Origin of the sequence: Escherichia sp. MOD1-EC5990, from assembly GCF_002965285.1 — a bacterium.
Lineage (GTDB): Bacteria > Pseudomonadota > Gammaproteobacteria > Enterobacterales > Enterobacteriaceae > Escherichia > Escherichia coli_F.
Map to the genome: position 1 here is coordinate 136498 of NZ_PTRV01000012.1, position 14222 is coordinate 150719.

Below are 14222 nucleotides of genomic sequence, written 5' to 3' on the forward strand. Positions count from 1 at the left end.
AGCACAAGATGAACATTTCGGAAGTCGATCTGCATAAACTGACGGTCAGCGATCCGTTCCTCGGTCAGTACCAACAACTGGTCCGCGACGTGGTGATTCCTTATCAGTGGGATGCCTTGAACGATCGTATCCCAGAAGCGGAACCCAGCCATGCGATTGAAAACTTTCGCATTGCCGCAGGACTGCAAGACGGTGAATTTTACGGGATGGTGTTTCAGGACAGCGACGTCGCCAAATGGCTGGAAGCGGTAGCCTGGTCGCTGTGCCAGAAGCCGGATGCCGAACTGGAAAAAACTGCTGACGAGGTAATCGAACTGGTCGCTTCCGCCCAGTGCGAAGATGGCTATCTCAATACTTACTTTACGGTAAAAGCGCCCGAAGAACGCTGGAGCAATCTGGCGGAGTGTCATGAACTTTACTGCGCCGGTCATCTGATTGAAGCCGGAGTCGCCTTCTTCCAGGCCACGGGCAAGCGGCGCTTGCTGGAAGTGGTTTGCCGTCTGGCCGATCATATCGACAGCGTATTTGGTCCAGGTGAAAGTAAGTTACACGGTTATCCTGGTCACCCGGAAATTGAACTGGCACTAATGCGCCTGTATGAAGTGACCGAAGAGCCGCGCTACCTGGCGCTGACGAACTATTTTGTCGAACAGCGTGGTGCGCAACCGCACTATTACGACCAGGAATATGAAAAGCGCGGACAGACCTCGCACTGGCACACCTACGGCCCGGCGTGGATGGTGAAAGACAAAGCCTACAGCCAGGCACATTTGCCCATCGCACAGCAGCAAACCGCCATTGGTCACGCGGTACGTTTTGTCTACCTGATGACCGGCGTCGCGCATCTCGCGCGTTTAAGTCACGATGAAAGCAAGCGTCAGGACTGCCTGCGGCTGTGGAACAATATGGCCCAGCGTCAGTTATATATTACCGGCGGCATTGGCTCACAAAGCAGCGGCGAAGCGTTCAGCAGCGATTACGATCTGCCGAATGACACGGTATACGCCGAAAGCTGTGCTTCCATCGGCCTGATGATGTTCGCCCGGCGAATGCTGGAAATGGAAGGCGACAGTCACTATGCCGATGTGATGGAGCGCGCACTGTACAACACCGTGCTCGGCGGCATGGCGCTGGATGGCAAACATTTCTTCTATGTGAATCCGCTGGAAGTACATCCAAAATCGCTGAAATTCAACCATATCTACGATCACGTTAAGCCGATCCGCCAGCGTTGGTTTGGTTGCGCTTGTTGTCCGCCAAATATCGCCCGCGTGCTAACCTCGATTGGTCATTATCTCTACACGCCGCGTGAAGATGCGTTGTATATCAACATCTACGCAGGAAACAGCATGGAAGTGCCGGTAGAAAATGGCACGCTGCGTCTGCGGGTTAGCGGAAACTATCCGTGGCAGGAACAGGTGACAATTGCGGTTGAATCGCCCCAGCCGGTGCGTCATACGCTGGCTTTACGTCTGCCGGACTGGTGCACACAGCCGCAGATTACATTGAATGGGGAAGAGGTCGAGCAGGATATTCGTAAAGGGTATTTGCACATTACCCGCGAATGGCAGGAGGGCGACACGCTGAATCTGACGTTGCCAATGCCGGTACGTCGCGTTTACGGTAACCCGCTGGTGCGTCACGTCGCCGGAAAAGTGGCGATTCAGCGCGGCCCGCTGGTGTATTGCCTGGAACAGGCCGACAACGGCGAGTCACTGCATAATCTGTGGCTGCCCACCGATGCGCCATTTACGACATTTGAAGGTAAGGGATTGTTCAGCCATAAGATCTTAATCCAGGCACCGGGTTACCGGTATGAACAGAGCTATCCAGAGCAGCAACCGCTGTGGCATTACGACAGCGCGCCAGCCAAACGCCAGCCGCAAACTCTGACATTTATCCCGTGGTTTAGCTGGGCTAACCGGGGTGAAGGCGAAATGCGGATCTGGGTGAATGAGGAAAAGCATTGCCATCCGTAGGTTGGATAAGGCGCTCGCGCCGCATCCAACGTAGGGTGCACATTGCCTGATGCGACGCTTAACGCGTCTTATCAAGCCTGAAGGTCAGTGCGAGAGCGTAGGCCAGCCGCACCGACATCCACCGGTAAATTAAAAACGCCAGCTCACGCCGGTGACAAAGGTAAAACTCTCATTACGATCAATCATCGGGCTGTCGGTAATCTCTTCCGGCAGCTCGCTGTATCCGGCACTCGCCATCAATACGATGTGCTCTCCTATCGGGTATTTTGCCGTCAGGCTGACATAGGGCACCCAGGCATCCTGCGCGGAATAACTTGCCAGACCGCTACGACGGGACTCACTCTCTGAAATGCCATAGTAATAGTCACTGAAATTCTCGTCATAATAGAGAACGCCCAGTGCAGGTGTCAGCGACAGGCGACCTATCTGCATTTTGTGAAATACCGATAGCTCCCCCACCCAGCCGTTGCTGTTATCCAGAACGTCCGCAGCCGCAGAGGCTTTCACGGTTCCCCAACGCTCGTGGTGATACCAGGCAACCCCCGCCATAGCCGTACTATCACGCTTATCAAGCTGTTGCATGGCATGATCGTCATTATCTGCAGGGTCAAATTCCAGCGGCATCCAGGATGCGGTCAGACTAAGTTCATTTTTTTCACTTTGCGACAGAATAAAACCTAACGTGGTCTGACGAACATAAAATGAATCACCTTCATAACTAATCAGCGGAATTGCCTTTGTATTTTCATTATAACCACGATAAGGCGATTCATTATAAGCTGCACCAGCACCAATGGATAATTCAGAAGCAGTTGCGCTTGCCATAAAAGGTAACGCAAATAACGCCACAATATTGCGGTTAATTAACATGTCCGGTATTCCATTTTAAAATAAGATAAAAAAGAGTCGGCATAATAATGCTTACAATTTCTCCGGTGCAAGATTCATATTTATATAGTAATATATAAAATTATATATAATTGGGCTGTTGCGATGACAAAATTACAACTTAAGTACCGGGAGTTAAAAATTATCTCGGTAATCGCTGCCAGTGAAAATATCAGCCATGCCGCGACTGTACTTGGATTCGCACAGGCCAACGTCAGCAAATATCTTGCTGATTTTGAATCAAAAGTAGGTTTAAAAGTCTTTGACCGAACCACCCGGCAGCTGATGCTCACACCTTTTGGTACCGCGCTGTTACCGTACATCAACGACATGCTGGACAGAAACGAGCAACTTAATAATTTTATTGCAGATTATAAGCATGAGAAACGTGGTCGGGTCACCATCTACGCCCCAACCGGCATAATTACCTATTTATCCAAACATGTTATCGATAAAATTAAAGATATCGGTGATATCACCTTATCGCTAAAAACCTGCAATCTTGAGCGTAATGCCTTTTATGAAGGTGTCGAATTTCCCGATGATTGTGATGTTTTAATCAGCTATGCTCCACCAAAAGATGAATCGCTGGTTGCCAGTTTTATTACGCAATATGCCGTAACCGCTTATGCCAGTCAGCGCTATCTTGAGAAACATCCCATTAGCCGTCCTGACGAACTCGAACATCACTCCTGTATTTTGATCGACTCGATGATGATCGACGACGCGAATATCTGGCGCTTCAACGTCGCCGGGAGTAAAGAGGTGCGGGATTATCGCGTGAAGGGAAATTACGTTTGCGACAACACGCAATCGGCGCTGGAGCTGGCACGAAATCACCTGGGGATTGTGTTTGCGCCAGACAAAAGTGTGCAGAGCGACCTGCAAGACGGCACGCTGGTGCCCTGCTTTCAGCAACCGTATGAATGGTGGCTGGATCTGGTGGCTATCTTCCGTAAACGGGAATACCAGCCCTGGCGGGTCCAGTATGTGCTGGATGAAATGCTGCGTGAAATTCGCCACCAGCTTGCTCAGTCGCAGCAACTGCGGCCTGAACAAGCGGCGGAAAGCGAAGATTAATGATCGAGATAAAGGTAATGCACCCAACTGGTCATGCGTAACAGCACTTTGCGCATCACCGAGACATGGCTGAAATGATCAGAGTAAACCGCCACCTGGGCGTAAATACCGTCTGGTAAAGCGCTCAACTCAGTGTGCTCATCCAGTTCAATGGTCGCTATAACGCCATCTGAACCCGGTGCTGTGTTTAACGTCTGTAAGGTGCCGGTCGACTGATAAGCTCCGCCGGGAACAGCTGGACTAATGGCTGCCAGCTTACCGCTGAATACCTTACCTGGCAGAGCATTAAACACCACTTCCGCATCATCGCCGGGAGCCAGTCGCAGCAAGGAGTTCTGACGGAACTGCGCCACAATTTGTCGTTTCTGATCGGGTATAAACACCATCACAGGACGTAGCGGCAGCGATGCGGCATAGGTACCCGGACGAATCAGCACTTGGGTCACATAACCATCGCTCGGCGCACGCACTATCGTCTGCTCAAGGTTATATTTTGCTTCCGCGAGCTGCGCTTTCAGGCTGGCGATTTGAGAATGTTCACCCAACACCAGGCTATCCAGCTGGCTCTGGATCTGTTTTTGTTCCGCCGCCGATGACTTTACGGAGGCTTCCTGCGCCAGATAATTTTGCCGCGCCACATCAATATCGCGTTCTGAAAACGGGTTTACTTTCGCCTGGCTGCCGCGTGCGTAACGCTGGTACTCTTTAGCGAATTTATCCCGCGTGGCCTTTGCCTGCTGAGTATTCGCCGCCATCTCATCTAACTCTGCGCCCAACGCCCGCTGTTTATGTTCTGCGGTAACGATATCCGCCATCAGCCGATCCACCCGCGCCTGATAACGCGTCGGGTCCAGTCGAAATAGCACCTCACCTTTTTTAATCAGCGTATTTTTCTTGTCCGTCACTTCGATCACCACGCCTGTCACCTGCGGGACAACAGGAATAGAAATAACCGCTTTTTGCGCTTTAAAGGTATACGGATGGTTATAGTTCATTAACAGAATTAGACCGCTGACAATAAATATGCCACCCAGGGCCGCGGTGGGAATGGTCCATTTATTTACAGGAATTTTGAAGATCTTAAACATTGCCCATGCGAAAGCCACATAGGTCAAAATAATCAGTAAATCCATAAGTATTACTCGGCAGAAGAGGATTTGATGTCGGCGAGCTGTTTCTCCAGCCCGGCAATACGCTGTTGTAGTTGCACAACGGAGGAGTCATAGTTTTGCATTCCCCATCCCCGCTCCGGGCGGTAAAGCGTGGCCCAAATCCACAAAAATGGCCAGATAACATGCAGCGTAAAAAGACTCACCCAACCAGCAACATGAATGGCGTCGGCATGAGGATGATTACGTTTTTTAGCAATCAGGTAGGGAATATCATGTAAAATAATAATCCCATAGAATATCACCAGAAATACAAAAATAAGCACTCCCAGTGCAAAATAGTCCAGGAACATATTTCCCTCAGAGAATATAAAAAAGAACAATTAACGCATATTATGAAATGCCATGATGCAGTGCAATTTCCTTATTTATATAACGACATATTGTTTTTTATATACTTTCTGAAGTGTGCTACCTGGCTTTTCAACAGGTCGAGGTTTATCATATTGAAATAATGGAACTATTGACCAAACTAATGAATAACCCCAGTAAAACATCCACAGTACAGATAAAGCGTATTAAACCTTCAATTATCTACCGTTTATTGCTGATTGGCCTCGGAACACCAATGGTGATTTACGGTCTGGTTTGCGGCGTTTTAGGCATGTTTGGCTACGATCTGGTGAGATGGAACGACACCGTGATCCACGGCCTGCTGGCCCTGCCTGCGGGATTGCTTGCAGGCCTGTCAGTCAGTGTGTTCCTCACCGTGGTGATTGGCACCATCGCTTGTTTTGGTCTGTGGCTGTACAGCCTGGTCCGCCCGCTCACCATCGAAACGCGAGATTAAACGCCCGGCAATACACGCCGGGCAGCTTCCGCCAGAAACGCACTTCTGTTGGCGTAGTCTGGGTTATTGCGCATGTAGGTTTAAAACGCAAATTGTAACAACGTGCGCTTTGTTTATGCCGGATGCGGCGTGAACGCCTTATCCGGCCTACGGTCAGGAGTCAGGCGTAAATATATGCCCCCCCAGGCATGATAAGACGCGAAAGCGTCGCATCAGGCAATGACCTCCCGATGCGACCAGCTTCTTACATCAGAACAGCCCCAATGGTTTATCCGAGTAGCTCACCAGCAAGCACTTGGTTTGCTGATAATGCTCCAGCATCATCTTATGGGTTTCGCGCCCGATGCCCGACTGCTTATAGCCGCCAAATGCTGCGTGTGCCGGGTAGGCATGATAACAGTTGGTCCATACGCGTCCGGCCTGAATGCCGCGCCCCATCTTATAGGCCAGATTGCCGTTACGACTCCAGACACCTGCGCCCAGACCATATTGCGTGTCGTTCGCCAGCTCCAGCGCCTCGTCCATCGTTTTGAAGGTGGTTACCGCCAGCACCGGGCCAAAAATTTCTTCCTGGAAAACGCGCATATTGTTCTGACCAAACAGAATCGTCGGTTCGAGGTAGTAGCCGTCTTTCAGTTCGCCTTCCAGCAGCTTGCGCCGCCCGCCGGTGAGCACGTCTGCGCCCTCTTTTTTACCAATATCAATGTAGTTGAGGATGGTTTCCAATTGCCCGTGAGAAACCTGCGCCCCCATTTGCGTCACGCTGTCGAGCGGGTTACCGCTACGAATGCTTTCGACACGGCGGATGGCGCGTTCCATAAAGCGTTCGTAGATAGACTCCTGCACTAAGGCACGACTTGGACAGGTGCAAACTTCGCCCTGGTTAAAAGCAAACAGTGCAAAGCCTTCCAGCGCTTTATCGAAAAAGGCATCTTCTTCATCCATCACATCAGCAAAGAAGATATTTGGCGACTTGCCGCCCAGTTCCAGGGTTACCGGAATAATATTTTGCGTGGCGTACTGCATAATTTGTTGGCCCACTTCCGTTGAGCCGGTAAACGCCACTTTGGCGATGCGTTTCGAGGTCGCCAGATATTCGCCAATTTCCCCACCAGCGCCGTTAACCACGTTCACCACGCCCGGCGGCAGTAAATCACCAACGATTTCCATTAGCAGCAGTACAGAAAGCGGGGTAAGACGTGCGGGTTTCAGCACCACACAGTTGCCCGCCGCCAGCGCGGGAGCCATTTTCCAGCTCGCCATCAACAGCGGGAAGTTCCACGGGATAATCTGCCCCACCACGCCTAACGGTTCGTGGAAGTGATAAGCCACGGTTTCGCTATCCACTTCGCTAATACCGCCTTCCTGCGCCCGAATACACGAGGCGAAATAGCGGAAGTGGTCAATCGCCAGCGGTACATCAGCAGCACTGGTTTCGCGAATGGGTTTGCCGTTATCCCAGGTTTCAGCCGTCGCTAAAAGTTCGAGGTTCTGCTCCATTCGATCGGCAATCTTAAACAGAATCGCCGCGCGATCCTGCACCGAAGTATGCGCCCATTTATCTTTCACTTTATGCGCAGCATCCAGCGCCAGATCGATATCTCGTTTGCCCGAAGACGCCACTTCGCACAGTAGCTGCCCGGTCACCGGCGTCAGGTTCTGGTAATACTCGCCGTCGGCAGGGGCTACCCATTCGCCGCCAATAAAGTTGTCGTAGCGGGCTTTTAACTTGAGGGGGAAGCCATACTCGCCGGGCTTAATCTGTGCTGAAGGGGGATTGTTGGTCATGATCGTCTCCTTGCGGTGTGAGGTATAACAAGGGTAGACGTGACTGGCGAAATCTTCGCCAGCTGGTGATAGCTTTACGACGGCTATCACGAATTTACGGGCAAGGATTACAGAGATAACTAAAACTCTCTCAAAAATCGCAAATTTTGAGAGAGTTGAAAAAATGGCTGACAATTAGCCAGCCATTATGGGAATGATGATTACATCGCCGCGCGATAAATCGCCACAATTTCTTCGTGAGTTGCCTGAATCGGGTTAGTAAAGCCGCAGGCATCTTTCAGGGCATTGGTCGCCAGTACCGCGAAATCTTCTTCTTTCACGTTCAGGTCACGCAAGCCTGCCGGGATATTCACTTTCTTCGCCAGTTCACGGATGGCATTGATGCAGGCTTCTGCACCTTCCGCATCGTTTTTACCTGTCACGTTAACACCCATCGCAGCAGCGCAGTCACGCAAACGTGCAGCAGCGACTTTGCTGTTGAACACCTGAACGTGTGGCAGCAGAACAGCATTACATACACCGTGTGGCAGGTTGTAGAAACCGCCCAGCTGGTGCGCCATCGCATGAACATAACCCAGAGACGCATTGTTGAACGCCATACCCGCGAGGAACTGAGCGTAAGCCATTGCTTCGCGCGCTTTCTCATTGCTGCCATCTTCAACGGCTAAGGGCAGGTTTTCAGCAATCATAGTCACCGCTTTCAGTGCGCAAGCGTCGGTGATCGGCGTGGCGGCAATAGACACATACGCTTCGATAGCGTGCGTTAAGGCATCCATACCCGTTGCAGCGGTCAGTGACTTCGGCATACCGATCATCAGCGAGGAGTCATTGACAGAAAGCAGCGGAGTGACGTGCTTATCCACAATCGCCATTTTGATGTGACGTGCTTCATCGGTGATGATGCAAAAACGGGTCATTTCTGATGCCGTACCCGCCGTGGTGTTGATGGCGATCATCGGCAACTGCGGTTTTGCAGAGCGGTCAACGCCTTCATAATCGCGGATGTCACCGCCGTTGGCTGCAACCAGCGCAATACCTTTTGCACAGTCGTGCGGAGAACCACCGCCCAGGGAGATTACGCTATCGCAATTATTTTCTTTAAGTAATTTCAAACCTGCAGCGACGTTTTCCGTGGTGGGGTTAGGTTGGGTGCCATCATAAATAACGCTAAAAATATTGCGTTCTTCCAGTGCTTTTTGCACATCACCCGCCATACCCAATTTCGTTAACATATTGTCGGTGACAATTAAGGTACGGGTAAATCCATAATCTGCCATCATATTCATTGCATCATTCAATGAATCAGCACCAATAACATTCACGGAAGGAATAAAAAAGGTTGAAGCTGCCATAACACACTCCTGAAAGTGTAAAAAAGGGCGGGCAGCTTACTGAGGATTTTCATTTGAAAATATGATCAACATTACCGTTTATTAAAATATTTTTAATAAAAAGCACGTTACATTCATCAAATAACGTGCTTCCTTAACATTAATAAGAACTTTGTATTAATTCATATTTATTATGAATTAATCGTTCCCTTATTTTTCGGGAAATAATAATGCGTCGCGCAATAAATGATCATTTCCACGGCGACGCGTAAAGCCAATACGGTCAAAATATTCCAGAATTTGAATTGCCAGCTTTCGGCCTACACCTAAGCGATCGCGGAAATCCGCCGCGCAGGTTGAACCACATTCCTGATCGAGATCGCGGATCATATTGGCAAACTCGACAATCCGATCGTTACGGTAATAACGATCTTTAACGATCGCGGTAATTATCCCCTGTTGGGCCGCCTGGCGTAGCGTCAAACGCATTGCCTGCTCGTCGGTTCCCGTCTCTTTTGCCAGGTCACGCACCCACCACGGCTCGTCACCAAACAGCGGCTCCGCTTTTTGCCAGATAGCCTGCTGCTCTTCGCTGAATCCCGCTTTATGATCCGGCAGATGCAGCCAACCGTGATGACTGAGGATGTCGCCGCTTTCGCGCATCTTTTCAATCAGCAACAGCACCAGCGCTTCATCTTCCATTGGCAACGCCATGCGCCGCAGACGCTCGCGCCCAGGACCTGGTTCATCGCGATGCTGCTCATGATAAGTCGCCAGGGTATCGAGAATTTTACGCTGCCAACGAGCGGCAACCGGCGCATTCAACAAGCTATAACCGGCCTGAATATAGCCCGGTTGCTGCAGCAGTTCACGCATCCCTTCGCCGTTGAGCTGGCGCGCCCAGGCGAAATCAGCAAGGTTAACCGCTCCGCGTTCCAGATGAATAGCTAACGCATCGGCATCGCTCTGCGCCTGTGCAAGAGACGCCAGCCATTGCAGATATTCCGGCTTACGTTTACCGCGACGCGGCGGGTTAAGCATCACCACGCGCGCCCCCGCCAGCGTGTTGCGGGCCGAGATATCGCGTAGCACTAAGCGATCGTTATCTGCCAGCCACAGCGGCGTGTCGAACACCAACTCGGCAAGGTTATCTTCCAGCAGCGAAACGCGTCCCGTGACGTGGCTGGCGGCGTGGTGAATATGCAGCGGCTGCCACTGGGTCAGCGGTGTATGGGTTTGAAGCTCGACAATCACCCGTGTGAACGGCTCCGGCGGCGCATCGGCAAGCAGCCAGTCGCCACGGTTAATCTGCTCTTTTTCCGCATCACCCGCGATGTTAAGCGCGATACGCTGCCCGGCATGGGCAGTTTCTGTTGGCTGATTTTGCGCATGTAGCGCACGCACGCGCATCGGTTTATTTACACCAGTCAGCCAGAGTGAATCGCCTACCTTCACTTCCCCACTTAACGCCGTACCGGTGACGACCAGCCCGGCACCTTTTACGGTAAAAGCACGGTCGATAGCGAGGCGGAAGCTATGTTGGCTGGCGTGTTCACGTTCTGGTAACTGAAGCAGATGCTCGCGCAGGGCATCAATTCCCCGGCCTTCGGTTGCTGCGGTGATAAACAGTTTTGCCTCAGCAAAACCGTATTCCCGCAGCACCTCCTTTACCTGGCGTTCAACCTCATCAACACGCGCTTCGTCCACGCGATCGGCTTTGGTCAGCGCCACTGTCAGCATCGGGTTACCGGTCAGCTGCAAAATCGCCAGATGCTCACGAGTCTGTGCCATCACGCCGTCATCGCACGCCACCACCAACAGCGCGTGATCGATTCCCCCGACGCCCGCCAGCATGTTGGAAAGAAATTTTTCATGGCCGGGAACGTCGATAAAACCAGGCACGCGACCATCTGACTGCGGCCAGTAGGCATAGCCGAGATCGATGGTCATACCGCGCTTTTTTTCTTCCGGCAGACGGTCGGCATTTACGCCAGTAATCGCCTGCAATAAGGTTGTTTTGCCGTGGTCAACGTGTCCGGCAGTCGCAATAATCATTTCAACAACATCTCCAAAAACCGTTGCTCATCTTCAAGGCAGCGTAAATCCAGCCACAATCGTCCGTCATAAATACGACCAATCACCGGCACTGGCAATTCACGCCAGCGGGCGGCTAATGACTCAAGGTGGCTACCGCGTCCATCATGGGGTGTAAACGTTAATGCCGCGCTCGGCAGGCGATCAACCGGCAGCGAACCACTGCCAATCTGCGAAAGACATGGCATAACCTGTACCGCGAACTCCGCGCCGTAATGTGCGGCAAGGGGGGCCTGTAAACGTTGTGCCTGGATTTGAATGACCTCTGCGCTGCGGGTAAGCAGACGCAGGGTCGGTAATTTTTCACTCAGCGCCTCAGGGTGTAAATAAAGACGCAACGTGGCTTCCAGCGCCGCGAGGGTCATTTTATCCGCGCGTAATGCACGCTTCAGTGGATGGCTTTGCAGGCGGGCGATCATCTCTTTTTTACCAACAATAATTCCTGCCTGCGGCCCGCCTAACAGCTTGTCGCCGGAGAAGCTCACCAGACTGACGCCCGCCGCAATCAACTCCTGCGGCATTGGCTCTTTCGGCAAACCGTACTGGCTAAGATCGACTAGCGAGCCACTGCCTAAATCCGTCACCACTGGAACATCCAGCTCTTTGCCGAGCGCCACCAGTTCAGCTTCATCTATCGCTTTGGTGAACCCCTGAATGCTGTAGTTACTGGTATGTACTTTCATCAACAGAGCGGTATTTTCATTCACCGCCTGGCGATAATCATTAGCGTGCGTGCGATTGGTGGTCCCCACTTCGTGTAGGGTGCAGCCTGCCTGACGCATGACATCAGGAATACGAAACGCGCCGCCAATCTCCACCAGTTCGCCGCGAGATACCACCACCTCTTTCCCACTGGCAGTGGCCGCCAACATCAACAATACCGCCGCCGCATTGTTATTAACGATACAGGCATCTTCCGCCCCCGTAATGCGGCACAGCAGCTGTGCCAGCGCCCGATCGCGATGTCCGCGTCCGGCGTCGTCCAGATCGTACTCGAGGGTCACTGGCGAACGCATAGCCTGCGCAACGGCTTCCACCGCGGCTTCTGCCTGTAAAGCTCGCCCAAGATTGGTATGCAGCACGGTTCCCGTCAGGTTGATCACCGGACGCAGCGCGCTCTGCGCCTCCTTCGTCAGCCGGGCATCGACTTCTTGCGCCCAGTTTTCACACCATGCGGGCAGCGTCTGGTTGTCACGAATCACTTCTCGCGCTTCGTCAAGCATCTGACGCAGCAACTCCACCACGCGGGTGTGACCATAGGTATCACGCAAAGAAAGGAAAGAGCTATCGCGCAATAAGCGATCAATAGCCGGAAGTTGACTATAGAGGGAACGCGTTTCGGTTGTCATAGGAAACCTGGTTGATCAAGGCCCTCTCACACGGAGAAGGGCGTTTAACATAACCACGGATTGTAACGTGAGATGGGTCAGGAGGACATATCGCGCATCAAGCCTTTGGCGGTTCGGTGCGGGCAAAACTTTCGCGGCTAAACAGGTTTTCGACCAGTTTGACTAAGTGTGGGCGGTCGACACACCAGCCTGGCGCAACGCGGCGGAAATTGAGATATCCGACGGCACAGGCAATGGCGATAGTCGCCAGGTTGACCATATCGGTTTTGAGCGTGCCATCGACCAGATATCCTTCCAGCACATCCAGACTGCGGTTGATTTTCTCCCGCTGGCGTAACAATTCATCTTCAGACTGCTGCGCCGCCGGACGTGCCTGTTCACGCACCGATACCAGCCCGGCATCCATAATGCCATCCGCCAGCGCCTCAATTTTGCGCACTCGCAACGACTCCAGCGGATCGCGCGGCAACATCGCCGGAGCGACATTCATTAATTCAATATATTCAGCGATGATCGGCGAATCAAACCAACATTCGCCCTCTTCAGTCACCAGCACCGGCACTTTCCCTAACGGGTTAAATTGCGCCACGCCGTTGTCCGCGTTATAGGGCAGTTCATTAATAAATTCGAAAGTTATGCCCTTTTCTAACAACAGAATAGAAAGTTTGCGTACAAACGGGCTGGTGTAGCTACCGACGAGTTTCATGCCGAGTCCTTTGTGCGAGGAAAAATATCAGTATGGCCTGGTGATGGGAAAAAGGGCAGAAAATGTTGATGGTTTGTTACCTCCCAATAAATCACATATTTATCATGGTGATATAAATATTTTCCTAATTGTTCTTATCTGACAGATATCTCACTTAAGGCTTTCTTATAAATCTGTAGGGTTTCGCCTGTCAGCAGACAAATAACCCGATAAAACAAGGATGAGCAGATGAGCGGAAAACCGGCGGCGCGTCAGGGCGACATGACGCAGTATGGCGGTAGCATTGTTCAGGGTTCAGCCGGGGTACGTATTGGTGCCCCCACCAGCGTGGCCTGTTCGGTGTGCCCCGGCGGGGTGACGTCCGGTCATCCGGTCAATCCGTTGCTCGGTGCAAAGGTCCTTCCCGGCGAAACCGACCTTGCCCTGCCCGGCCCGCTGCCGTTCATCCTCTCCCGCACCTACAGCAGTTACCGGACAAAAACGCCCGCGCCGGTGGGGAGCCTCGGCCCCGGCTGGAAAATGCCTGCGGATATCCGCTTACAGCTGCGCGATAACACTCTGATACTCAGTGATAACGGCGGCAGAAGCCTGTATTTTGAGCACCTGTTTCCCGGTGAGGACGGTTACAGCCGCAGCGAGTCACTCTGGCTGGTGCGCGGCGGCGTCCTGAGACTGGATGAAGGTCACCGGCTGGCCGCACTCTGGCTGGCGCTGCCGGAAGAGCTTCGCCTGAGTCCGCATCGTTATCTGGCGACGAACAGTCCGCAGGGGCCGTGGTGGGTACTCGGCTGGTGTGAGCGGGTGCCGGAGGCGGATGAGGTGCTGCCCGCGCCGCTGCCGCCGTACCGGGTACTGACCGGGCTGGTGGACCGCTTCGGGCGCACACAGACGTTTCACCGCGAAGCCGCCGGTGAATTCAGCGGCGAAATCACCGGCGTGACGGATGGTGCCGGGCGTCACTTCCGGCTGGCACTGACCACGCAGGCGCAGCGGGCAGAAGAGGCCCGGCAGAAGGCCTCTTCCGGCGGGACGGAACAGTCCGCTTTTC

12 protein-coding genes are annotated in these 14222 nt (G+C 52.5%); 4 read left to right on the forward strand and 8 right to left on the reverse strand.

What is annotated here, in order from left to right:
* Positions 1-8 precede the first annotated feature (8 nt).
* Positions 9-1979 carry a glycoside hydrolase family 127 protein gene (locus BEB42_RS15750; RefSeq protein ID WP_001026869.1) on the forward strand — a complete coding sequence of 657 codons (1971 nt, stop codon included), beginning with the start codon at positions 9-11 and terminating at the stop codon, positions 1977-1979.
* A 129-nt stretch (positions 1980-2108) separates the two neighbouring features.
* Here the strand turns inward: BEB42_RS15750 and BEB42_RS15755 are convergent, their stop codons facing one another.
* The gene (locus BEB42_RS15755; RefSeq protein ID WP_000906798.1) at positions 2109-2849 is read right to left on the reverse strand and encodes a MipA/OmpV family protein; all 741 of its coding nucleotides are present in this window, start codon (positions 2847-2849) and stop codon (positions 2109-2111) included.
* A 123-nt stretch (positions 2850-2972) separates the two neighbouring features.
* Here BEB42_RS15755 and BEB42_RS15760 point away from each other — a divergent pair, with 123 nt between their 5' ends.
* The gene (locus BEB42_RS15760) at positions 2973-3947 is read left to right on the forward strand and encodes a LysR family transcriptional regulator (RefSeq protein ID WP_000164020.1); all 975 of its coding nucleotides are present in this window, start codon (positions 2973-2975) and stop codon (positions 3945-3947) included.
* Here BEB42_RS15760 and BEB42_RS15765 read toward each other — a convergent pair.
* Positions 3944-5080 carry an HlyD family secretion protein gene (locus tag BEB42_RS15765; protein ID WP_000364885.1) on the reverse strand — a complete coding sequence of 379 codons (1137 nt, stop codon included), beginning with the start codon at positions 5078-5080 and terminating at the stop codon, positions 3944-3946. The genes BEB42_RS15760 and BEB42_RS15765 overlap by 4 nt on opposite strands.
* A gap of 5 nt (positions 5081-5085) precedes the next feature.
* Positions 5086-5409, reverse strand: a complete 324-nt coding sequence (locus BEB42_RS15770) for a DUF3302 domain-containing protein (RefSeq protein ID WP_000478194.1) — start codon at positions 5407-5409, stop codon at positions 5086-5088.
* A 182-nt stretch (positions 5410-5591) separates the two neighbouring features.
* Between BEB42_RS15770 and BEB42_RS15775 the strand changes: the two genes are divergently transcribed.
* Complete coding sequence (locus BEB42_RS15775; RefSeq protein ID WP_001064340.1) at positions 5592-5906, forward strand: hypothetical protein; 315 nt, start codon at positions 5592-5594, stop codon at positions 5904-5906.
* A gap of 249 nt (positions 5907-6155) precedes the next feature.
* Here BEB42_RS15775 and aldB read toward each other — a convergent pair whose 3' ends face one another.
* From aldB to BEB42_RS15800, 5 genes are all read right to left on the reverse strand, one after another.
* Positions 6156-7694: an aldehyde dehydrogenase AldB gene (aldB, locus tag BEB42_RS15780; RefSeq protein WP_000183976.1), complete on the reverse strand. Its 1539-nt coding sequence runs from the start codon at positions 7692-7694 to the stop codon at positions 6156-6158.
* A 200-nt stretch (positions 7695-7894) separates the two neighbouring features.
* Complete coding sequence (gene yiaY, locus BEB42_RS15785) at positions 7895-9046, reverse strand: L-threonine dehydrogenase (RefSeq protein WP_000741504.1); 1152 nt, start codon at positions 9044-9046, stop codon at positions 7895-7897.
* Positions 9047-9235: 189 nt separating this feature from the next.
* Complete coding sequence (gene selB, locus BEB42_RS15790; RefSeq protein WP_000582500.1) at positions 9236-11080, reverse strand: selenocysteine-specific translation elongation factor; 1845 nt, start codon at positions 11078-11080, stop codon at positions 9236-9238.
* Positions 11077-12468: an L-seryl-tRNA(Sec) selenium transferase gene (selA, locus tag BEB42_RS15795; protein ID WP_000206234.1), complete on the reverse strand. Its 1392-nt coding sequence runs from the start codon at positions 12466-12468 to the stop codon at positions 11077-11079. The genes selB and selA overlap by 4 nt, the downstream gene beginning before the upstream one ends.
* Positions 12469-12565: 97 nt before the next feature.
* The gene (locus BEB42_RS15800; RefSeq protein ID WP_000779790.1) at positions 12566-13174 is read right to left on the reverse strand and encodes a glutathione S-transferase; all 609 of its coding nucleotides are present in this window, start codon (positions 13172-13174) and stop codon (positions 12566-12568) included.
* Positions 13175-13402: 228 nt separating this feature from the next.
* On the opposite strand from BEB42_RS15800, the gene BEB42_RS15805 reads away from it, so the two are divergent.
* Positions 13403-14222, forward strand: an 820-nt coding sequence (locus BEB42_RS15805; protein WP_236942405.1) for a DUF6531 domain-containing protein, incomplete at its 3' end; no start/stop codon positions are given.